21 protein-coding genes are annotated in these 21,588 nt (G+C 64.1%); 12 read left to right on the top strand and 9 right to left on the bottom strand.

Translation table 11 applies throughout. The features are described 5' to 3' along the window. Positions 1-223 precede the first annotated feature (223 nt). Together DWB85_RS09170 and DWB85_RS09165 are read left to right on the top strand one after the other, a co-directional pair. A complete protein-coding gene (locus DWB85_RS09170) occupies positions 224-1,558 on the top strand; it encodes an MATE family efflux transporter (RefSeq protein WP_117953922.1) in 1,335 nt (444 codons plus the stop codon). 86 nt (positions 1,559-1,644) lie between these two features. Beyond that, positions 1,645-2,286: a hypothetical protein gene (locus tag DWB85_RS09165; protein WP_117953921.1), complete on the top strand. Its 642-nt coding sequence runs from the start codon at positions 1,645-1,647 to the stop codon at positions 2,284-2,286. A 1-nt stretch (position 2,287) separates the two neighbouring features. Here DWB85_RS09165 and DWB85_RS09160 read toward each other — a convergent pair whose 3' ends face one another. After that, on the bottom strand, positions 2,288-2,554 hold the full coding sequence (locus DWB85_RS09160; RefSeq protein WP_117953920.1) for a YheV family putative zinc ribbon protein: 267 nt from the start codon (positions 2,552-2,554) through the stop codon (positions 2,288-2,290). Positions 2,555-2,621: 67 nt separating this feature from the next. On the opposite strand from DWB85_RS09160, the gene DWB85_RS09155 reads away from it, so the two are divergent. After that, positions 2,622-3,182: a gamma carbonic anhydrase family protein gene (locus DWB85_RS09155; protein WP_117953919.1), complete on the top strand. Its 561-nt coding sequence runs from the start codon at positions 2,622-2,624 to the stop codon at positions 3,180-3,182. Between the two features lie 6 nt (positions 3,183-3,188). Here DWB85_RS09155 and aroE read toward each other — a convergent pair whose 3' ends face one another. The 5 genes from aroE to DWB85_RS09130 form a co-directional block, all read right to left on the bottom strand. Then, the gene (gene aroE, locus DWB85_RS09150) at positions 3,189-4,025 is read right to left on the bottom strand and encodes a shikimate dehydrogenase (RefSeq protein WP_117953918.1); all 837 of its coding nucleotides are present in this window, start codon (positions 4,023-4,025) and stop codon (positions 3,189-3,191) included. A 3-nt stretch (positions 4,026-4,028) separates the two neighbouring features. After that, positions 4,029-4,943, bottom strand: coding sequence for an oxygen-dependent coproporphyrinogen oxidase (hemF, locus tag DWB85_RS09145; RefSeq protein ID WP_117953917.1), 915 nt, complete (start codon positions 4,941-4,943; stop codon positions 4,029-4,031). Between the two features lie 72 nt (positions 4,944-5,015). Next, positions 5,016-5,582, bottom strand: a complete 567-nt coding sequence (gene tsaC / locus DWB85_RS09140) for an L-threonylcarbamoyladenylate synthase type 1 TsaC (RefSeq protein ID WP_117954032.1) — start codon at positions 5,580-5,582, stop codon at positions 5,016-5,018. A 160-nt stretch (positions 5,583-5,742) separates the two neighbouring features. Further along, positions 5,743-6,660: a DNA-processing protein DprA gene (gene dprA / locus DWB85_RS09135; RefSeq protein ID WP_117953916.1), complete on the bottom strand. Its 918-nt coding sequence runs from the start codon at positions 6,658-6,660 to the stop codon at positions 5,743-5,745. An 86-nt stretch (positions 6,661-6,746) separates the two neighbouring features. Further along, positions 6,747-7,778: a LysM peptidoglycan-binding domain-containing protein gene (locus DWB85_RS09130; RefSeq protein ID WP_117953915.1), complete on the bottom strand. Its 1,032-nt coding sequence runs from the start codon at positions 7,776-7,778 to the stop codon at positions 6,747-6,749. A gap of 183 nt (positions 7,779-7,961) precedes the next feature. Between DWB85_RS09130 and def the strand changes: the two genes are divergently transcribed. From def to DWB85_RS09105, 5 genes are all read left to right on the top strand, one after another. Next, complete coding sequence (gene def / locus DWB85_RS09125; RefSeq protein WP_117953914.1) at positions 7,962-8,468, top strand: peptide deformylase; 507 nt, start codon at positions 7,962-7,964, stop codon at positions 8,466-8,468. 3 nt (positions 8,469-8,471) lie between these two features. After that, entirely contained in the window at positions 8,472-9,437 is a 966-nt protein-coding gene (gene fmt / locus DWB85_RS09120) for a methionyl-tRNA formyltransferase (RefSeq protein WP_117953913.1), read from the top strand. Then, on the top strand, positions 9,437-10,729 hold the full coding sequence (gene rsmB / locus DWB85_RS09115; RefSeq protein WP_117953912.1) for a 16S rRNA (cytosine(967)-C(5))-methyltransferase RsmB: 1,293 nt from the start codon (positions 9,437-9,439) through the stop codon (positions 10,727-10,729). The genes fmt and rsmB overlap by 1 nt, the downstream gene beginning before the upstream one ends. Positions 10,730-10,829: 100 nt before the next feature. Continuing rightward, on the top strand, positions 10,830-12,203 hold the full coding sequence (gene trkA, locus DWB85_RS09110) for a Trk system potassium transporter TrkA (RefSeq protein WP_117953911.1): 1,374 nt from the start codon (positions 10,830-10,832) through the stop codon (positions 12,201-12,203). Positions 12,204-12,215: 12 nt separating this feature from the next. Continuing rightward, complete coding sequence (locus tag DWB85_RS09105; protein WP_117953910.1) at positions 12,216-13,664, top strand: TrkH family potassium uptake protein; 1,449 nt, start codon at positions 12,216-12,218, stop codon at positions 13,662-13,664. A gap of 127 nt (positions 13,665-13,791) precedes the next feature. Here the strand turns inward: DWB85_RS09105 and djlA are convergent, their stop codons facing one another. Then, entirely contained in the window at positions 13,792-14,577 is a 786-nt protein-coding gene (gene djlA / locus DWB85_RS09100) for a co-chaperone DjlA (RefSeq protein WP_117953909.1), read from the bottom strand. A gap of 53 nt (positions 14,578-14,630) precedes the next feature. After that, positions 14,631-15,524 carry a lysophospholipid acyltransferase family protein gene (locus tag DWB85_RS09095; RefSeq protein WP_117953908.1) on the bottom strand — a complete coding sequence of 298 codons (894 nt, stop codon included), beginning with the start codon at positions 15,522-15,524 and terminating at the stop codon, positions 14,631-14,633. 93 nt (positions 15,525-15,617) lie between these two features. Here DWB85_RS09095 and glyQ point away from each other — a divergent pair, with 93 nt between their 5' ends. The 4 genes from glyQ to DWB85_RS09075 all read left to right on the top strand — a co-directional run bounded on the left by glyQ (position 15,618) and on the right by DWB85_RS09075 (position 20,814). Then, positions 15,618-16,574 (top strand): glycine--tRNA ligase subunit alpha, encoded by a 957-nt coding sequence (gene glyQ / locus DWB85_RS09090; protein ID WP_117953907.1) that lies wholly within the window; start codon positions 15,618-15,620, stop codon positions 16,572-16,574. Then, complete coding sequence (glyS, locus tag DWB85_RS09085) at positions 16,571-18,649, top strand: glycine--tRNA ligase subunit beta (protein ID WP_117953906.1); 2,079 nt, start codon at positions 16,571-16,573, stop codon at positions 18,647-18,649. The genes glyQ and glyS overlap by 4 nt, the downstream gene beginning before the upstream one ends. Before the next feature lie 2 nt (positions 18,650-18,651). After that, complete coding sequence (gene gmhB / locus DWB85_RS09080) at positions 18,652-19,218, top strand: D-glycero-beta-D-manno-heptose 1,7-bisphosphate 7-phosphatase (RefSeq protein WP_117953905.1); 567 nt, start codon at positions 18,652-18,654, stop codon at positions 19,216-19,218. Between the two features lie 90 nt (positions 19,219-19,308). Further along, a complete protein-coding gene (locus DWB85_RS09075) occupies positions 19,309-20,814 on the top strand; it encodes a DNA recombination protein RmuC (protein WP_117953904.1) in 1,506 nt (501 codons plus the stop codon). Positions 20,815-20,853: 39 nt separating this feature from the next. Here the strand turns inward: DWB85_RS09075 and DWB85_RS09070 are convergent, their stop codons facing one another. After that, positions 20,854-21,426: a MarR family winged helix-turn-helix transcriptional regulator gene (locus DWB85_RS09070; protein WP_117953903.1), complete on the bottom strand. Its 573-nt coding sequence runs from the start codon at positions 21,424-21,426 to the stop codon at positions 20,854-20,856. Positions 21,427-21,588 lie beyond the last annotated feature (162 nt).

The following is a 21,588-nucleotide window of genomic DNA, read 5'->3' as shown; positions in this document are numbered from 1 at the left end:
CTTCTGACCCGCCCGTGGGGCCGGGGCAGAGACGAAAAGACAGGGCTTGAGTGACCAGCTGACTTACTTTCACCGATAGTGCGACAATTGGACGCACCGGCAAAACGCCCGGAGTATAACCGCAGTAAGCGGCAAAGCCAAAGCGATAACTACCCCCCGGATTGCCACAACGCCAGCGCCAGCAGGCGTTCAGGGCCCCGGGTAAGCACAGCTGGATCAAGATATGGAAAGCAACAGGCAGCTGGACCACAAAATATGGGGAATTGCCTGGCCCGCCATCCTGTCCAACATTTCCATCCCGCTGCTCGGGCTGGTGGACTCGGCCATTCTCGGGCACCTGGGAACCAGCAGCTACCTCGGCGCGGTAGCAGTAGGCGCTGCACTGCTGTCCTTCCTGTACTGGGGTTTCAGTTTCCTGCGCATGGGCACCACCGGGCTGGTGGCGCGCGCCGAGGGCAGGGGAGACCAGGCCGGTTCTATATTAGTATTGGCCAGGTCGGCGGTTCTCGCCCTGGGGCTGTCAGCAGTGGTTATCCTGCTGCACCAACCGCTGATTGCCCTCGGCCTGGCGCTGATGTCCCCGGCCCCCGAGCTATTGGCCCTGGCCCAGTCCTACGCCGGCATACGCATTGCCAGCGCCCCCGCGGTGCTGGTGACCTACACCGCGGTCGGCTGGTTTATCGGCCGCCAGAACACCCGCTGGCCAATGCTGATTGTGGTGGTCACCAACCTCACCAACATCGGCCTGGACTTCCTCCTGGTCATTGGCCTGGGGCTCAACAGTGACGGCGCTGCCCTGGCCACCGTCTGTGCCGAGTACCTCGGTTGCGGGGTCGCCCTGTTCGCCGTGTACAGACAGCTGCCTGACTTTGATATATCAGAATTTAAAGGCAGTTTGCTGGACGTTAGTGCTTACCAACAACTGCTCAGGCACAATCGCCACCTGTTTGTGCGCACCGTCTGCCTGCTGTTCAGCATGGCCTTTTTCACCGCCCAGGGTGACAACCTTGGCACTGAGGTGCTGGCCGCCAATACCCTGCTCATGCAGCTGGTGATGCTCGCCAGCTACGGCATGGATGGCTTCGCCTTCGCCGCCGAAGGCATGGCCGGGCAACGCCTGGGCGGCCGCGACCTGGCCGGCTTCCGCCGCGCGGTAGCCCGCTGCACCCGGTGGACCCTGGCCACGGGCCTGGTGCTGAGCCTCGCCTTCGCACTGTTGCAGCCCTTGCTGATCAGCATCCTCACCGACCTGGATTCCATCCGGGAACTCATGAGCACGTTCTACCCCTGGTTAATCCTGCTGCCGCTACTGGCCGCACCGAGCTACCTGCTCGACGGGGTGTTTATCGGTGCCGCCGAGACCCGCTACATGATGCTCAGCATGCTGCTGAGCGTGGCGCTGGTTTACCTGCCCCTGTGGTACCTGTTCAGCGGGCTCGGTAACCACGGCCTGTGGCTGGCCTTCGCGGGCTTCAATTTTGCCCGCGGAGCCAGCCTGTTCTTCTGCTATCGCCGCCTGAGCCGGGAGGGCGGCTGGCTGGCGGCGAACCCCGGCTAGGACCCATTCACACTATCCGCTAGCGAAACCGGGGGATTGTACTAGCCTGTAGGGTACTTCTGGCGCACCGCACTCCGGGTGGCCCCATGACCACAGCGGAAATCAAGCACAACATCGATGCCGCCCTCGAACGGGAGGCACAGACAGGGGCATTTCGCCAGCTGCTGGAACAGCGGCTGCCGGAACTGCAGCAGAAACTGCTGTTGCCCGCGCAATCGCCACTGGACGCGCTGGTGGCTTTTGTCGTGAGCTACGCCCGCAGTGTGCCCGGCAGCATCAACCTGGTCACCGCGGTGAGCAAGCGCCTGCAGTTCTTCGATTACGCCGCCCCCTTCCTGCACCTGGCGGAAGACTACTTTCTCCAGCCTCCGGAGATACTGCCCGGAGACGGGGGGCTGGAGGCCCTGCTGGACGAGGCGTTCCTGGCCCACCGCTTGCTGGAAGAGGTCAACGATCACCATATTCGCCACCTGCAGCGGCCCCTGCTTCCGGTGGACATGACCGAGGCCAACCTGATCGTTCACTACCTGCTGGGCGATGAACTGGCGACCCGGCTGGAGCAACTGGTGCAATTCACCGCCTCGCACCTGCTGGAGCGGGAACACGTCTGGGAAAAAGTGAAAGCCCTGCCCGGCATTGATCCGGCGCCGGGGGAACTGATTTGCTCCAGCGCGCTGGTCGGCACCGACCAGCAGATCAGGCTGAGACTGGGCAGCCAGGAGCGCTGACTTACTCGCCGTCTGGCTTGTCAGCAGCCCGCGGGTCGACCAGGGTGACCGCTTCCGCCGGGGTTTCCACCCTGCGCGCGGCAGCGCGACTGACCCGGGTGGGTAACTCCCCGGGCCCGCCGCTATCTGTCGGTCGCTGCTCGGAGAAACCGCAGGCCACGCACTCCCGGCACTCGGTATCCATATCGACGACTATTTTGTCCATGGCACCGCAGCGGGGGCAGACCGCTCCCGCGATAAAGCGACGCCTGTGGGTTGTGTTGCTCATGGGGGCTGGCCAGTGACTTCAGAGCTGGCTATTGTAACAGCCCGCAAGCCTTCAGGAGACACAGATCATGGGACACCACAACGGCACCAGCCTGCGCAGCTTCCACGGCAAAACGCCCCAATTGGGAGCACGGGTGCTGATTGACCCCAGCGCCGTGGTCGTCGGCGATGTGAGCCTGGGGGACGACGTCTCGATATGGCCCCAGGTGTCGATACGTGGCGACATGCACCGCATCAGCGTCGGCGCGCGCAGCAGCATCCAGGACAACTCGGTCCTGCATATCACCCACGCCGGCCCCTACAACCCCGACGGTTATCCACTTGCCATCGGCTGCGATGTCACTGTCGGCCACGCCGCGGTGCTGCACGGCTGCAGCATCGGCGACCGGGTGCTGGTTGGCATGGGCGCGATCGTCATGGACGGCGCGGTGGTGGAGAACGAGGTGGTGATCGCCGCCGGCGCCCTGGTGACACCGGGCAAAACCCTGCGCAGCGGTTACCTGTACGGGGGCAGTCCGGCGCGGGAGATGCGCCAACTGAGCCAGGGGGAACTGGACTATTTCGTCTACAGCGCAAACAACTATGTGCAGCTGAAGGACCAGCACATAGCGGCTCTGCAAGGCGGGTAGGGGCCGTCAGGCGGCTGCCATGACCTGCCTGACCTGGTGGATGACCGGCCGGGTTTCCGGGCGCTGGCCACGCCAGATATAAAACGACTGGGCAGCCTGTTCCACCAGCATCCCCAGCCCGTCGGCCACTGCCCAGGCGGCGTGGTGCGCCGCCCAGCGCATAAACGGCGTGGGCTCGGCGCCATATATCATGTCGTAACAGCAGCTGCGTTCGGTGAGCAGGGTGCTGGGCAGTGCCGGCATTTCGCCACTGAGACCCGCGCTGCTGGCGTTGATCACCAGGTCGAACTGGCGCTCGCCAATCAATTCGATACCACCGCCCTCAATACTGCCCAGGTCGGCGAATTCCGCCGCCAGCTGCGCCGCCTTTTCGGCGGTGCGGTTGACCACCAGCAACTCCCGCGGCCGCTCCCGCAGCAGGGGCTCAAGCACCCCGCGGACGGCACCGCCGGCACCCACGATCAACACCCGCTGGCCCTGGACGACCCAGCCCAGGTTGGCGACCATATCCCGCACCAGGCCGATGCCATCGGTATTGTCACCCTCAACGACCCCATCCTCAGCCAGCTTGAGGGTATTGACCGCGCCGGCCCGACGGGCTCGTTCACTGAGGCGACCGGCGTACCGGAAAGCGTCCTGCTTGAAGGGCACCGTGACGTTGAGGCCGCGACCGCCACCTGCGAAAAAGCGGTCAGCCGCCCGTGCGAATTTGTCCGTATCGACCCGCACCGCGCGATACTGCATCGCCTCGCCGCACTGGCGGGCAAAGGCAGCGTGAATGACCGGCGACCTGCTCTGCTTGATCGGGTTGCCGAAAACGGCGTACTTGTCCTGTTCCGCCATTGCTCAGGCCCCGGCCTCGGCCAGCCAGTCGCGGTCCCGCAGGTAATAGTCGGTCAGTTCCGCTTCCGGGCTGCCCGCTTGCGGCTGGTAGTTGTACTCCCAGCGGACCAGCGGCGGCAGGGACATGAGTATGGCCTCGGTGCGCCCGTCCGACTGCAGGCCGAACAGCGTGCCGCGGTCAAACACCAGGTTGAATTCCACATAGCGACCCCGGCGGTAGAGCTGGAACTGGCGTTCGCGCTCGCCGTAGGGCTGCTGCTTGCGCCGGGCAACAATTGGCCGGTAGGCGGGAAGGAAGGAATCACCCACGGCGCGCATGAAGGCAAAGGACCGGTCAAAGTCCCACTCGTTGAGATCGTCGAAAAACAGCCCGCCAACGCCGCGGGGTTCCCCCCGGTGGCGCAGGTGGAAATACTCGTCACACCAGGCCTTGTAGCGGGGATAAACGTCCTCGCCGAAGGGTTCACAGGCATCGCGGGCCACCCGGTGCCAGGCAACACAGTCTTCCCGGTTGCCGTAATAGGGGGTCAGGTCGTAGCCGCCGCCGAACCACCACACCGGCTCCGCATCGGGCTTTTCCGCCACAAACAGGCGTACGTTGGCGTGGGAAGTCGGCACGTAAGGGTTGCGCGGGTGAATTACCAGGGACACGCCCATGGCCTGGTAACTGCGCCCGGCCAGCTCCGGTCGCGAGGCGCTGGCGGAGGGGGGCAGGTTTTCGCCCATGACATGGGAGAAATTGACCCCGGCCTTTTCAAACACCGCGCCCTCGGCCAGCACCCGGCTGCGGCCACCACCGCCCTCGGGGCGCTGCCACTCGTCGGTGACAAAGTCCGCCTCGCCATCTTCTTCAGCGAGGGCGGCACAAATACTGTCCTGCAGGCTCAGGAGGTAGGATTTGACCTGTTCAATTTGCATTTCTCTACTTTCCTTGGGCCGGGGCGGGAGCATTATACGCACCCGTTGCCGGGAACAAAAACGACCCGGGCACTAGGCCCTGATTACAGCGCCGCTGGCGAGATCCCGGATCTGGCTGGGACCGCTGGCGCCGCCGACCTCGCCGGGCAGCATGCCGTCGAGTTCAGCGCCGAAGTATCGTCTCACCTGGAAGCCCGCTCGCGGCGGCTGGGCGCCGGCCGGATTGGCCGAGGTCGACACCAGCGGGCCACCGAAGGCCTGACACAGGGCGCGCACCACGGGGTGAGCACTTACTCGCACCGCAACACTGGGAAAGCGGCCATGTATCCAGGGCTGCACCCGCCCGCGGTGAGGCACCAGCCAGGTGTTGGGTCCGGGCCAGCTGGCCCTGAGCGTGGCCAGTTGTGCAGCAGGCAAATCGGCGAGCAGGAAGGCGAGCTGGCTTTCACTGGCGGCCACCAGAATCAGGCCCTTGGCAACAGGACGGTCCTTCAGGGCCAGCAACCGGGACACCGCCCGCTCGGAATCAGGGTCGCAGGAAAGGCCCCAGACCGCTTCTGTCGGGCAGGCCACCACCCCCTCGTTTTCGAGAGCGGCAAGGGCCGCCGCCAGGCGCAGTTGTGAAGGCCGCGCGGGCACAGTCAGCGACCCCCGGTTATCGATGCGGGGGCGACCATGCAGCAAGTGTCGCTGTCGTTGTTGCTCACCAGAATCTCCTGCTGCCGGGGCAGTAACGACAGCTGCCCTGAAAACCGCGAAATTTAACCAAGCCCGCGACAGTTAGCAAGGGATAAGCGGGTCAGCCACTGCGCATGTAGCCCCCGGGGCAACGGCTTACCTTACCGGCCAGTTCCAGAGCGGACAGGCCGCTCATGACCTCCGCCGCAGAAAGGCCGCTGGCAGCCACCAGTTCGTCTACGGTAACCGATTCGCAGCCCAGCAGGGCCAGCAATTCAGACTGGTCGGCTTCATCATCCTCTCTCGCGTCGCCCGCAGCTCGCGGTTGCAGATCCATCTGCAACTGGTACAGGGAGTCAAGCTCTTCCAGCACGTCGTCCATGCACAGCACCATCTTGGCGCCGTCGCGCAGCAGACGCAGGCAGCCGGCACCGCCGGTGTGGGCGATGGACCAGGGCAGGGCAAAGACTTCCCGCCCCTGGGCCGTGGCCGTGCTGGCGGTGATCAGCGAACCGCTGGGCAGCGCTGCCTCGACCACCAGCACACCCAGGGCAAGACCGCTGATGATGCGATTGCGACGGGGAAAGTTGTGGGGCAGGGGCAGGGTGCCCGGCGGAAACTCAGACACCAGGCAGCCCGCGGCGGCGATCTGCTCGCCCAGCTGCTGGTGCCTGGCCGGGTAGATGCTATCGATACCTGTTCCCAGCACGGCCACCGTAGCGCCTTGTGCCGCAAGCGCGCCGCGGTGTGCCGCCGCGTCGATGCCCAGGGCCAGGCCACTGGTCACCCCGAGGCCCGCCCGGACCGCCGCCGCAGCCAGGGTTTGCGCCGCCTTGAGGCCGGCGGCCGTGGCCCGGCGGGCGCCCACCATGGCCAGCTGCGGTTTCGCCAGCAGGCCCGGGTCACCGCGCACGTAAAGCAGTGGCGGCGGATCGGCAATCGTCTTCAGAAGGGGCGGGTAGCGGGAATCCGCAATCGATATGACGTCTGCGCCGGCCGCCTTGAGGGCGGCCCGCAGATCTCGGTCGGCAACAGTCATACATCATCCTTGACGTTATGTCAGCTGGTGGTAGCGGGGCCGGAGCCCCGGGCGACGCGTCCCTGCGCCGCCCTTGAATCAATGCCTCAGGGGTTTTTAACCTTGTCCAGCACCTTCAGCGGGCGGTTGGACTTGAGCACCAGGGCGTAACTGGCCTTGTCAAAAACCTCAAACACCATGGCCAGTCCGGCACGGACGTCCGGGAGGCGCACGTTCTCTTCCGCGACCTTGTCGAACACCAGTTCACCGGTCTGGTAAATGGCCAGGACATGGCCCACTTCCAGGCCATCGCGCAGGCCCTTGTTCAATACCACGATGTCGGTGGTGCCGATCTGGGTGACGCCACCGTCAACGGCAATCATGTAACCGTCCTCGATTTGCGCCTCTGGCGCCCGGGGCTGGAAGGTGGCGTCCAGGACCCGCTCTTCCTGGGGCAGCAGGCGGTCGGCGATGCGCACTTCTTCAGTGACCCGGTTTATTTCCAGTTCGGTGACCTCGTCGCGGCTGGAGGACAGCAGCTTGGCGTTGCCGATATCCTGGGCCTGGTAACCCAGCAGTTCCTCGGTCAGCGGGTCCCGGTAGGTCTCACCGGGACGATAAATGCCGAAAGCGCGCTCACCGTCCGGGAAGGGACCGCGGCCGAAAATCAGGTCGCCGGGGGCGCTGATCAACGCGCCCTGATCGGCGGCGACGATATAGGCTGAGCTGTTGAGCTCCTCGGCATCGAGAATGCGGTGACGCAACAGGAAGGCGCCGATTTCATCCAGGGGGATGGTGGGTATGGCCAGGTCCAGCGGCTGGACCCGCATATTGGGCGTCAGCTTCACATCGCGGCCGCGGCGCAGGCGCAGGCGCGGTTGCCCGTCGACCCAGACCAGGTAAAGCTCATCCCCGGGGTAAATCAGGTGGGGGTTGTCTATCTGCGGGTTGACGTCCCACAGTTCCGGCCACAGCCAGGGTTCGCGCAGGTACATACCGGATATGCCCCAGAGCGTGTCCCCTTTCTTGACAATATAGGTTTCCGGCACATCGTCGTTCAACTCCACCGCCGCGTGCAGCAATCCGCTGAACATCAGCGAAACGAGCAGCAGCCAGATCGAGAGTGACCTTGTTTTCATTTTTTCGTCCCTGCGTGGCCCTGTTATCCCCTGCCCAGGCGCGCCAACTATGGGCACCCCTGATCCCCAGGCAGTATAATAGTTTACAGTGTGCTGCCGCGTTATGCCGCTGGCAAGCCCAAATGTTACTTTTCCCGCACCTCATGGCGGGCTGTATAAATCCGCAAAAAGAGCACTTTCCCCATGGCTGTACTGGACATACTGGAATTTCCCGATCCCCGCCTGCGCACGGTGGCCACACCCGTGAGCGAGGTGACTGACAGGCACCGGGAACTGATTGCCGACATGTTTGAGACCATGTACGCCGCCCCGGGTATCGGCCTGGCCGCTACCCAGGTGAACGTGCACGAGCGCATCCTGGTGATGGATTTGTCCGAGGAACAGAACCAGCCCCTGGTATTCATCAATCCCGAAGTGACCATCCTGGACGAGGAACTGGGCGAGTACGACGAGGGCTGCCTGTCAGTACCGGGCTACTACGAGACCGTCAATCGCCCCCGGCGCATCGCCGTCACCGCCCTGGACCGCGAGGGCAAGATCTTTTCCGACGAGCTCGACGGCCTGCTGGCTATTTGCCTGCAACACGAGATCGATCACCTCGACGGCAAGCTGTTCGTGGACTACCTGTCACCGCTGAAGCGCAACCGCATCCGCAAGAAGCTGGAGAAAGACCAGCGCCGCAGAGCCTGACCGGTGGCCGCGCTGAAACTCATATTCGCCGGTACGCCGGCGTTTGCCGCCATACATATGAGGGCGCTCATCGATAGTGAGCACCAACTTATAGCTGTATATACCCAGCCCGATCGGCCCGCCGGGAGGGGCAAGAAACTGCAGGCCAGCCCGGTCAAGCAGACAGCCGAGGCCGCCGGAGTGCCGGTGTACCAGCCCGCCAGCCTGCGCGACCGCGATGAACAGGCCAGGCTCGCGGCGCTGGGCGCCGACGCCATGGTGGTGGTGGCCTACGGCCTGATCCTGCCGCCGGAAGTACTGGCCGCGCCACGGCTGGGCTGCCTCAATGTGCACGCCTCACTGCTGCCGCGCTGGCGCGGCGCCGCGCCGATCCAGCGGGCCATAGAGGCGGGCGACCGGGAAACCGGCAGCACCATCATGCAAATGGATGCGGGCCTGGATACCGGCGCCATGCTGGCCACCGCGCGCTGTGCGATCGGCGCCCATACCACCGCCGCCAGCCTGCATGACGAGCTGGCCCGGATCGGAGCCCCCTTACTGGTCGAGGTGCTCTCCGACCTGCCCGGCTACCAGGCCGGCGCCACGACCCAGGACGATAGCCAGGCCAGCTACGCCAGCAAGATCAGCAAGGCAGAGGCGGAACTCGACTGGCAGCGGCCGGCTATCGAACTCGATCGCTGCATCCGCGCCTTCAATCCCTTTCCCATCTGCTTTACCCACCTGCAGGGCCAGCGCATCAAGATCTGGCAGGCCCGTCCCGCCGGCAGCGCGCCGCTGCCGGAAACCGCGGGCACTATCCTGCGCGCCGATCGCGATGGCATCCTGGTCAATTGCGGCAGCGGCCAGCTCGCCATAGAACGTCTGCAGCTCCCCGGCGGCAAAGCACTCAGCGCCGCCGAGGTAGTGAACGGCAGCGCCGAGCTGTTCGCCGCCGGGGCCTGTTTCTCCCCCAGCGACGTGGCCAGCTGATGGCCCGCGATACCCGCGCCACGGCGGCTGGCGTGCTGGCTGGCGTACTGGCGGGAAAATCCCTCAACCAGCTGCTGCCTGCTGCGCTGGACCAGGTCAGTGCCCGGGACCGGGGACTGCTGCAACAGCTTTGCTACGGCACCCTGCGGCAGGCGCCTCGCCTGCAGTCCCTGCTCGAGCAACTGCTGGCCAAACCCCTGCGCGACAAGGACCGCGATGTGCTCGGGCTGTTACTGTGCGGCCTGTACCAGCTGGAGGACACCCGGATTCCCGATCACGCGGCGGTGTCGGCCACGGTGGCCGCCACCCGAGCGCTGAAAAAGCCCTGGGCAAAAGGCCTGGCCAATGCCGTGCTGCGGCGCTTCCTGCGCGAGCGCGAGTCGCTGCTGGCAACGCTGGACAGCGCTGCCGCGGCCGCGCACCCGCGCTGGCTGTACGAGGCCATTCACCGGCAGTGGCCGGAGCAGGCGTCGACCATCATCGCGGCCAACAACAGCCAGCCGCCCATGACCCTGCGGGTAAACAGCGCCCGGGGTAGCCGCGAGCACTACCTGCAGGCGCTCGACGGCGCGGGCATTGGGGCCAGGGCGGGCACAATCTCCGCCGACGCCATCTACCTGGATGCAGCGCTGGACGTGGCCGAGCTGCCGGGCTTCGGGGACGGCCTGGTCAGCGTGCAGGACGAAGCGGCACAACTGGCCGCGCTGCTGCTGGCGGCAGAGGCCGGTGACCGGGTCCTGGATGCCTGCGCCGCGCCGGGGGGCAAGAGCTGCCACATTCTCGAGCGCCAGCCGGGGCTGGGCGAACTGGTGGCCATGGATGTCGACCCGGAGCGCCTGGTCCGGGTCGAGGACAACCTCCAGCGCCTGCAGCTACAGGCCGCGGTGCTGGTCGGCGACGCCGCCCGACCACCGGCGGAACTGGCCGCGGCGAGCTTCGACCGGATCCTGGTGGATGCGCCCTGCAGCGCCAGCGGAGTCATACGCCGCCACCCGGATGTAAAGCTGCTGCGCCGGGAGGAAGATATCGCAGCCTTCGCCGGCCAGCAGCTGGCCATCCTGGCGGGGCTGTGGCCGCTGCTCAAACCCGGCGGTCGCCTGCTGTACGCCACCTGCTCACTACTGGATGGCGAAAATACCGCCGTTGTGCAGCAGTTCCTGGCGGCGACAGCCGATGCCAGCCTGGCGCCGCTGCCGCAGTCGCCGGGGGTGCGCACCGCCGCTGGCTGCCAGTTATTACCCGACCCGACGGGTGCGGACGGCCTGTTTTACAGCCTGCTGACAAAAGCCTGAGACCCGGGCCGCCAATTGTGCACAATTCCCCAGCGCTTGCCCTTACAATGTCGAGGCTATTTCTTTATTGTTTCCGCATATTTAGCCGAACCCGCATGCCATGAAAATCATCATCCTCGGCGCCGGCCAGGTCGGCGGTACGCTCGCTGAGCACCTGGCCAACGAGCAGAACGACATTACCGTTGTGGATACCCACGCCGGCAAGCTGCGGGCCCTGCAGGACAGGCTGGATATCGGCATCGTCACTGGCGGCGCTTCCCATCCCAACAGCCTCTACAAGGCGGGCGCCGAAGACGCCGACATGCTGATCGCGGTTACCAATTCCGACGAGATCAACATGATGGCCTGCCAGGTCGCCCATACCCTGTTCAACACCCCGACCAAAATCTCCCGGGTGCGCTCCCCCAACTACCTGGCCCACCAGGACCAGCTGTTCAATCGCGACCACATACCGGTGGACGTGATCATCGGCCCCGAGCAGCTGGTGACCAACAATATTCGCCAGTTGATCGCCAACCCGGGCGCGTTGCAGGTACTGGACTTCGCCGACGGCCGCGTCCAGCTGGTGGCTGTCCGCGCCTACCATGGCGGGCCCATCGTCGGCCAGGAGCTGCAGCAAATCCGCACCCACATGCCCAAGGTCGACACCCGGGTCGCGGCCATCTTCCGCCACGACCGGGCCATACTGCCCCAGGGCGACACGGTGGTGGAAGCGGACGACGAGGTGTTCTTCATCGCCGCCCGGGAGAATATCCGCGCGGTGATGTCCGAGTTGCGCAAGGTGGACAAACCCTACAAGCGGGTGATGATTGCCGGCGGCGGCAACATCGGCGCTACCCTCGCGCTGTCGATCGAGAACAAGTACCAGGTCAAGGTAATCGAACGCTCCTACGAACGCTGCCGGGTGCTGTCGGAGCGCCTAAAGCACACCATCGTACTCAACGGCAGCGCCTCGGAGCCGCAACTGCTGGCCCAGGAAAACATCGAGGCCTGCGATGTGTTCTGCGCGCTCACCAACAACGACGAGTCCAACATCATGATGTCCATGCTCGCCAAGCGCATGGGCGCCAAGAAGGTGATTACCCTGATTACCAACCCGGCCTACGCAGAGCTGGTCGGCGACGAAATCGATATCGCTATTTCCCCCCAGCAGATCACCATCGGCAGCCTGCTGACCCACGTGCGCAAGGGCGACATCAGCAACGTCCACTCCCTGCGCCGGGGCGCGGCGGAGGCCATTGAAGTCACCGCCCACGGTGACGCCTACTCCTCGAAAGTAGTCGGCCGCCGGCTGGATGAAATCCAGCTCCCCGAAGGCGTGACCATCGGCGCCGTGGTACGCGGCGACGAGGTGTTGATCGCCCACAAGCATATCGTGGTCGAGACTGACGACCACGTTATCCTGTTCCTGGTGGACCGGCGCAAAATCAGCGCGGTGGAAAAATTGTTCGCCGTCGGCTTCGGCTTCTTCTAGGGCCGCCGGTTCATGCATATCTCGGTATCACTGCGCATTCTGGGCATACTGTTGATGCTGTTCTCCAGCACCATGCTGGTCCCCCTGCTGACCGCACTGGTCACCGACGACGATACCGCCAACGGCTTTCTCTATGCCCTGGGCATTACTTTTTTCTCCGGCCTGGCAATCTGGGTGCCGGTAATGAACGCCAGGCACGACCTGCGTATCCGCGATGGTTTCCTGATCACCTCCCTGTTCTGGACGGTACTGGGGCTGTTCGGGGCGCTGCCCTTCGCCCTCACCGAAAGCCTCAACCTGAGTGCGACGGAAGCGGTGTTCGAGTCCATCTCCGGATTAACCACCACCGGCGCCACGGTCATCGTCGGCCTGGATTCACTGCCGGCGTCGATCCTGATTTACCGGCAGCTGCTGCAGTGGCTGGGCGGCATCGGCATCATCGTGGTGGCGGTCGCGGTACTGCCGATGCTCGGCATCGGCGGCATGCAGCTGTACAAGGCGGAAACGCCCGGACCCTCCAAGGACAGCAAGCTGACCCCGCGCATCACCGAGACCGCCAAGGCGCTGGCCATGGTCTATGTGACCCTGACTGTTGTTTGCGCCCTGGCCTACTGGCTGGCGGGCATGACCGCCTTCGATGCCATCGCCCACGCCCTGTCGACGGTAGCCATCGGCGGTTTCTCTACCCATGATGCCAGTATGGGCTACTTCGACAGCAACGTGATCCTGCTGATCTGCAGCCTGTTCATGTTCATCTCGGCCATCAATTTCGGCCTCCACTTCATCTTCTGGCGCCGGGGCAGTATCGTCCCCTACCGCAAGGATTCCGAAACCCGCTTTTTCTCCAGTGTCCTGCTGATTTGCATTACCATCACCTGTACTTACCTGATCATCAGCGAGACCCTGACGCCAGACGACGGCCTGGTGCACGGGATTTTCCAGGCGGTTTCCATCACCACCACCACCGGCTTCGCCACCCAGGATTTCGCCCAGTGGCCGTCCTTCCTGCCGGTGATGCTGCTGATGTTCTCCTTTATGGGCGGCTGCGTGGGCTCCACCGGCGGCGGCATGAAGGCCATGCGCCTGATGCTGATCTACAAGCAGGGGGTGCGCGAGCTGAAGCAGCTGGTGCACCCCCAGGCGATTATTCCGCTCAAGGTCGGGCGCCGGCGGGTAGAGGCCTCGGTGGTCAGCGCCGTGTGGAGCTTCTTCGCGGTTTACACCACGTCTTTTATCATCATCATGCTGTTGCTGATGGCCACCGGCCTGGATTTCACCACCGCATTTTCCGCCGTGGCCGCCTGCATCAACAACCTGGGTCCCGGGCTGGGGGAGGTCGCCGCCAACTTCGCCGGCATCAGCGATGTGGCCAAAGGCATTCTCTGCTTCACCATGCTCCTCGGGCGGCTGGAGATCTTTACCCTGCTGGTGCTGTTCACGCCGATGTTCTGGCGGATTTGACACTGACGCTACAGTTGGTACTCCGTGGAGCGGCCACACCTCTTGATGCACAAGAGGGCGACTTACCGGATGGGACACTCTGAACTTTAGCGAGACACTGAGCGAGGACCGGCCAGCAGCGGCCAACCTAAAAACGTGACTTCTTGATCATCTCATAAGCCGCCTGGATCTCCTGCGAGCGCTCGGTCGCCAGCTTGATCATGTCCTCGGGAACCCCCTGGGCGATCAGCTTGTCCGGGTGGTTCTCGCTCATCAGCTTGCGATAGGCCCGCTTCAGAGTCTTGTCGTCGACGTCTGAGCTCACCCCCAACGCGGCATAGGCATCCTCCAGGCTGGTGCCCGGCTGCGCCTCGAAGCCGGAAGCCCCGTGGAAATGCCCCTGCGCCTGGGCCATGCGCAACATCTGCTGCAGCTGCGCCGGAGTGAAACGCAGCAGGGTAGCCAGGCGTTGCAGCGCGTGTTGTTCCGCCGGCTCTATCCTGTGGTCCGCCAGGGCCAGGGAAATCAGGAAGAACAGCAGGGTCTGGCACAGCTGGCGCTGCCCGCGACAGGCTTCCATAAACGCCGAGATCGCCGGCTCCGGCTGGAAATCCGCCGCCGAACCGCGCTTGAACAAGCCGATGGCGCGCTGGCGCTGCTCGCCATCGAGGCCCATCTGGGCAATAACCGCCTCGGTGTGATCAATCTCCTGTTGTGAGATATGGCCATCCGCCTTGGCGAGATAACCGGAGAGCAGGAAGGTGGTCTCGAAAAAGCTCTGCTTGATCCGTGCGATGTTCTGGGGTGAGGCGAATTTCAGCGTCTGCAGCAAACCGTTGTCAAACAGGTGGCCGATGAACAGGCCGAGGATGAGACCTATCGGCCCCAGGACCAGCAGGCCGAGCACGCCACCGATAATTTTTCCGTAATACATAAGATTCCGTCTGTTGCCGCCGGGGCAGGGCTGGTGGATTGAAAGATTGCTGACTACAGGTCGTCGTATACGCCGGGGCCCAGCTTCGGGCGCACCCGGAAGCGCTTGTATTCCCACTGGTACTGTTCAACACAGTTGCGCACGCAGGCCTCAACGCCGCGGTTCATGGCCGCCAGCGATACCTGGGTGTCCTCGTCGTAGATGCCATCCTCGGCGAGGAAGTAGCGCAGCGCGAAGCCGCCCTCGATCCGCTCGGCCAGGCCGAATACCGCCAGCGCCCCGGTGCGGCGAATCATGTTGCTGGCCAGCGTCGGGGTAAAACAGGGATGACCCATAAATGGGGCGTTTTCGCCGGAGTTCAAGTCAGCGGGCGCCTGGTCTGGCAGAATCCCGGAGATGCCGCCACCCTTGACGCTCTTCAGCAGTTTTACCAGGCCGCGGCTGTCGGTGGGCACCAGGGTAGCGCCGCTGCGCTGGCGGCCCCGCTGTATCATCGGTCCCAGGGCCGCCAGTTTGGGTGGTTCATAAAGGGAAACGGTGCTGCCCAGGGTGCCCAGGTGGAGACCGACGATTTCCCAGTTGCCAATATGCGGGGCGAGTACAATCACCCCCCGGCCCTCGGCCTGGGCGCTGCTGATCAACCCGGCGCCATCCACCGACTTGATCAGGCCCTGCACCTCCTCCCAGGGGTGCAGCCAGACATGGCCGGTCTCCGCCACCAGCTCGCCGGTGGCACAGAGGCTGCGCCGGGCCAGGCTGGCCTGCTCCGGCGCGGACAACTCCGGGAACGCGAGCTGGATATTGCGCTCGGTCACTTTGCGGCTGCGCCCGCCAAAGGGCCAGTACAGCTGCACCGCAGCGCGCCCCAATGCCCTGGCCCAGGACAGGGGCAGCAGCGCGCAACTGTGTAGAAACAGCTTGATGATTGCTGCCTTGAGGCCATTCATTGGGGGAAATTCACAATCGGGTAAAGCGCATATTATGCCGACAAAAGAGCCTGTATAATACCCGCCCTTTGCAGCGACCTCACGGGCACCACGGTGGTAGATAACCAAGACAAACTCCTTACGTTTCAGGAGCTTATCCTGAGATTACAGCAGTTCTGGGCAGATCAGGGCTGTGTTGTACTGCAGCCTCTGGACATGGAAGTGGGGGCCGGTACCTTCCATCCCGCCACCTTCCTGCGGGCCGTTGGCCCCGAGAGCTGGAACGCCGCCTACGTGCAGCCCAGCCGCCGTCCCACTGATGGCCGCTACGGCGAAAACCCCAATCGCCTGCAGCACTACTACCAGTTCCAGGTGGTGATGAAACCGTCGCCCGCCGAATTTCAGGAACTGTACCTGCAGTCCCTGCAGGCGCTGGGGGTCGATACCGCCATCCACGACGTGCGTTTTGTCGAGGACAACTGGGAATCGCCGACGCTAGGCGCCTGGGGGCTGGGCTGGGAGGTCTGGCTGAACGGGATGGAGGTAACCCAGTTTACCTACTTCCAGCAGGCGGGTGGCCTGGAGTGCTACCCGGTCACCGGTGAAATCACCTACGGTATCGAGCGCATCGCCATGTACCTGCAGGGCGTGGACAGCATCTACGACCTGGTCTGGGCCGACGGCCCCGCCGGCCGGGTGACTTACGGAGACGTGTTCCACCAGAACGAGGTGGAAATGTCGCGCTATAACTTCGAGGAGGCGGACGTGGAGCAGCTGTTCGGGTTCTTCGACCACTGCGAGAAAGAGGCGCTGCGCCTGGTGGAAAAGGGCCTGCCGCTGCCCGCCTATGAGATGGTAATGAAAGCCTCGCACACCTTTAACCTGCTGGACGCTCGCCACGCCATCTCGGTGACCGAGCGGCAGCGTTTCATTCTCCGGGTACGCACCCTGGCCAGGGCTGTTGCCCAGGCCTACTTCGACGTTCGCGCCGCGCTGGGTTTCCCGCTGGCGGAAGAGGGCATTCGCAAGGAAGTGCTGGATCGCATCCAGGCGGAGGAAAACCGAGCATGAACACCGATACCCTGCTGGTTGAACTGGGCACCGAAGAGCTGCCCCCCAGGGCACTGAAGTCCCTTGGCCTGTCGTTCCGCGACGGTATTGTCGCGGGTCTGGCGCAGCGCGAGCTGGGCCATGGCGAGGTCCAGTGGTTCGCCACACCGCGCCGGCTGGCCGTGCTGATCGCCGACGTACAGCTGAAAGCGGCGGATCAGGACGTTGAGCTGTTGGGTCCACCGGCAGATCGCGCCAGGGATGCCGAGGGCAACTGGACCCCCGCCGCCGCCGGCTTTGCCCGCAAGCAAGGCGTAACTGCCGACGAGCTGGTCGAGATCGACACGCCAAAGGGCGCTCGCCTGGGCCTGCGCAAGACCGAGGCCGGGGTCGCGACCGCCGATTGCCTCAATGACATTATTAACGAATCCATCGCCGGTCTGCCCATTCCCAAGCGCATGCGTTGGGGCGCCAGCCGGGTGGAGTTCGTGCGGCCCGTGCACTGGGTGGTGGCCATGCTCGGCGAGCAATCCGACCACGGCGAGATCCTCGGCCTGGCGACCGGCAATACCACCCGCGGCCATCGCTTCCACTCGGCCGGCGACATCGTCCTGCAGCGCCCCGAGGACTACGAGGAGGCGCTGAAAGCGGCCAGGGTCGTCGCCAGCTTCGATGAGCGGCAGCAGATGATCCGCGACCAGGTCGAGGTGGAGGCCAGCGCACTGCAGGCCACGGCGGTCATCGATCCGGACCTGCTGGACGAGGTTACCGGCCTGGTGGAATGGCCGGTCGCACTGACCGGCTCCTTCGAGGAGCGTTTTCTCGAGGTGCCCGCCGAGGCGCTGGTGTCGTCGATGAAGGAACACCAGAAGTACTTTCACCTGGTGGATGACGACAACAGGCTCAAGCCCAACTTCATCACCCTCGCCAATATCGAGAGCAGTGACCCAATACAGGTCATCGCCGGCAACGAGCGGGTGATTCGCCCGCGACTGGCGGATGCGGCCTTCTTCTACGACACAGATCGCAAGACCAGCCTGGAGAGCCGGGTACAGAAACTGGAAAGCATTGTGTTCCAGAACAAGCTGGGCACGGTGGCGGATAAATCCCGCCGGGTGCAGGCACTGGCCGGCGAACTGGCCGCAAAAATCGGCTCACCCGTCGACCAGGCCCAACGCGCCGCCCTGCTCAGCAAGACTGACCTGGTCACCGAGATGGTGCTGGAGTTTGCCGATATGCAGGGCATTGCCGGCGCCTACTATGCCCGTCACGATGGTGAGGATGGGGCAGTGGCCGACGCCATTGCCCAGCAGTACTGGCCCCGATTCGCCGGCGACCGCCTGCCGGAATCCGGCACCGCCTGTGCCCTGGGCCTGGCGGACCGGCTCGATACCCTGGTCGGCATTTTCGGCATCGGCCAGCCGCCCACCGGCTCCAAGGACCCCTTCGCGCTGCGCCGGGCCTCGCTGGCGGTGCTGCGCATTATTGTCGAGAACGAACTGGACCTGGACCTGGCCGAGTGCCTGGCACTGGCGGCGGGGCAGTATCCCCAGGGGGTGCTCGCCGAGGGCACCACCGGGCAGGTACTGGAGTACATGATCGAGCGCTTCCGCGCCTGGTACGAGGAAGACAACATCCCGGTAGAGGTTTTCCGCGCGGTGGCCGCTCGGGGACTCAGCCGCCCCCTGGACATCCAGCAGCGGGTGCTGGCGGTACACGCCTTCAGCCAGTTGCCCGAAGCCGCCGCCCTGGCGGCGGCCAACAAGCGAGTATCCAATATCCTGGGCAAGCTGGACGCCGGCCACGAATTTGGTGGAGTGAGTGCCGACTTACTGGCAGAGCCCGCAGAGAAGGCCCTGCAGGATAAACTCGGCAGCTTATCGGAGCTTGCCGACCAGCACCTCGCCAGGGGCGAGTACCGCCAGGCCCTGGCTTGCCTGGCGGGCCTGCGCGAACCCGTGGACCAGTTCTTCGACGACGTCATGGTCAACGCCGAGGACGAGTCACTGCGCAATAACCGACTCAACCTGTTGAAGGCACTTCGCGACCAGTTTCTGGAAGTTGCCGATATTTCCCAGCTGGTTGTCGCCAGGTAATCATGGCTTTACTGATCCTGGACCGGGACGGTGTGATCAACCAGGACTCGGATGACTATATCCGCTCGCTGGCGGACTGGGTGCCGGTACCGGGCAGCATTGAAGCCATCGCTGCGCTGTCCAGGGCCGGCTACCATGTGGTCATCGCCACCAACCAGTCGGGCCTCAGTCGCGGCTATTTCACCCTCGACACCCTGGAGTCCATTCACCACCACCTGCGCGAGCTGGTGGCCGCCAGCGGCGGCGCTATCGCCGGCATCTTTTACTGCCCCCATTTACCGGACGAGGGCTGCGACTGCCGCAAACCGGGCACCGGCCTGCTGCGGGCCATTGAGGCGGAGCTGCAGCAATCGGTGGCCGGCTGCTACTTCGTCGGCGACAGCCTCAAGGATTTGCAGGCGGCCCGGGCCATGGGCTGCCAGCCGGTGCTGGTACTCACCGGCAAGGGCCAGCAGACCCGGGCCCAGCTGGCCCGCCCCGACGTCGACCTGGCGCAGCCCGGTGACGTGCCGGTATACGCCAGCCTGGCCGAGGCCAGCGAGGCCATCCTGGCCAGCCAACCCGGCTGAAAACGCGACAGGTAGGGCCCGACACAGGGCAATTAATCCGCTACTGCCAGGCCCTTTGTTTTACACTGGCAGCCTGACAGGGGGCACTTCATGACTGAGGCGGAAATCCAGCAACTCATCGTCGCCGGCGCCATTGCCGTTGGCGGACTGGCCGTAGGCCTGCTGATCGGCATAGTCCGCGGCCAGAAACTGCTGGAGCGGCTGCGCGCCGAACTTACCGCCAGCAACGAGGACTTGCAGCTCGCCCTGGCGACCAGCAATCGCGATATCACCGCCCTGGAGGTGGAGCGCCACCAGCTGCAGGCCCGCCTGCAGGAGCAGCGCCAGTCCCTGACTGGCCTGGAGCAACAAATACAGCAGCACAACCTGCGTTATCAAAGCCTGCAACAGGAGCACACCCGCCTGCAGACCCGGCAGGAAGAACGCGAGGAACAGCACAAGGACCAGATGGCCCTGCTGAAAGAGGCCAGGGACAACCTCAAGCAAGAATTCGAGCTGCTGGCCAACCGCATATTCGAGGACAAGGGCAAACACTTCACCAGCACCAACCGCGAATCCCTGGAGTCTCTGCTCAAGCCCTTTCGCGAGCAGATCAGTGGCTTCCAGTCGCGCATCAACGAGGTCCACACCGAATCGGTCAAGGGCCAGTCCGCCCTGGAAGCTGAAATCAGGAAAGTGCTGGAAGTCGGGCTGGAAATGAACTCCCAGGCCACCAACCTGGCCAGCGCACTCAAGGGTGACAAGAAAACCACCGGCAACTGGGGCGAGGCACAGCTGGAGCGCACCCTGGAACTGGCCGGCCTGATTCCCGGCGACCACTACGCCACCCAGGAAAGCCACACCGATGCCGGGGGCAAGCGGCGACTGCCGGATTTCATCATCAAGCTGCCGGACAACAAGTGCCTGGTCATCGACAGCAAGGTGTCACTGGTTGACTACGAACGGGCGATCTCGGCGGAGACCGAGGAGGCGCGGGGCGAGGCGCTCAAGGCCCATGCCCGGGCGGTGCGCAATCACATCGACGATCTGTCCGGTAAGGACTACACCGGTCTCTCCAGCCTCGACAGCCCGGATTTCGTACTCATGTTCATGCCGGTGGAACCCGCCTATATCGAGGCCATGAAGTACAACCGCGACCTGTTCAACTACGGCTACCAGCGCCAGGTGGTGATGGTCTCGCACACCACCCTGATGCCCATCCTGCGCACGGTCGCCAACCTGTGGATGATCGACCAGAGCAATCGCGAGGCCCGGGAAATCAGTGCCCGGGCAGGGGAGATCTACAACCAGGTCTGCCTGGTGGCGGAGCGCCTGCACAAGCTCGGCAATACCCTCAAGTCGGCCAACAACCACTACAACCAGACGGTGAAGGGCCTGGCCGGCCAGCAGGGCCTGGTGGGCAAGGTGGACCGCTTCCGCCAGCTGTCGAGCAAGGCCAGTAAAAACCTGACCGAACTGGAGCCGGTGCATGCCGATATAGAACTGGAGCGGCTGGAGGCCATTGAGCTCGTTGACCCGGCTGCCGGCGAGCCGGAGGCCAGGCCGGGGGTGGAAGAGCTGGACCGCGAAAAGGAGGAGGCGCCGGCGGAGCAGTAGCCGCGATAGCCGGCGTGGAACGGGCCGGTGCGCGAGCTTCTAGTTCTTGCCTGAAGAAGATTCCTGCGGCGTTTTGGCGCTGCCCTGGTGCAGCCCGTGCAGATTGCCCGTGGTTTCCAGCGTCCGGTCCAGGGTGCCCACGTCCAGCACCGGCGAGGCGTCGATGTGTTCGGCGTCCATCATGTAGGCCACCCGTTGCAGGGCGGCGATAATCGATGTCTGCTCCCACTCCTGCAGGTCGTTGAACTGGCGGGCAAACTGGTCCTGCAGTGGCATCGGCGCATCCTGCAACGAGGCCATTCCCTGCTCGGTCAGGCAGGCGTGCACCTTGCGTTTGTCCACCGAGGAGCGCTCACGCTGCACCAGGCCGCGTTTTTCCATCCGGTCGAGGATGCTGGTCACGGTGGCCTGGCTCAGGCTCACTTCCTTGGCGAGGTCGCCAATCGTCGCTCCCTCCAGTTTACGTATTGCCTGCAATAGCAGGATCTGGGGCGCGGTCAGTCCGGAAATCTTGGCCAGCTGCCGGGAGTGCAAATCCGTGGCCCGGATCACCCTGCGCAGCGAGGTCAGCACTTCATCTATTCGGTCCAATTCCATGTCCTGTGCGGTCATCGGGCGCCAATTATACGCCCTTGCAGTCCGGGGGATACGCTCAGCAGACACAATACGCCTCCAATCTTGTCCTCAAAGTGACGTAGTAAACCGGTAAACGCGGCTTCATACAAGTCTAATATTTAGCCCTATATAGTTCCCTTTTACTGAAAATTACCGGAA

Origin of the sequence: Seongchinamella sediminis (assembly GCF_003457605.1) — a bacterium.
Lineage (GTDB): Bacteria > Pseudomonadota > Gammaproteobacteria > Pseudomonadales > Halieaceae > Halioglobus > Halioglobus sediminis.
The sequence above is the reverse complement of the archived record's forward strand: the minus strand, read 5'-3'. Positions and strand labels throughout refer to the sequence as shown.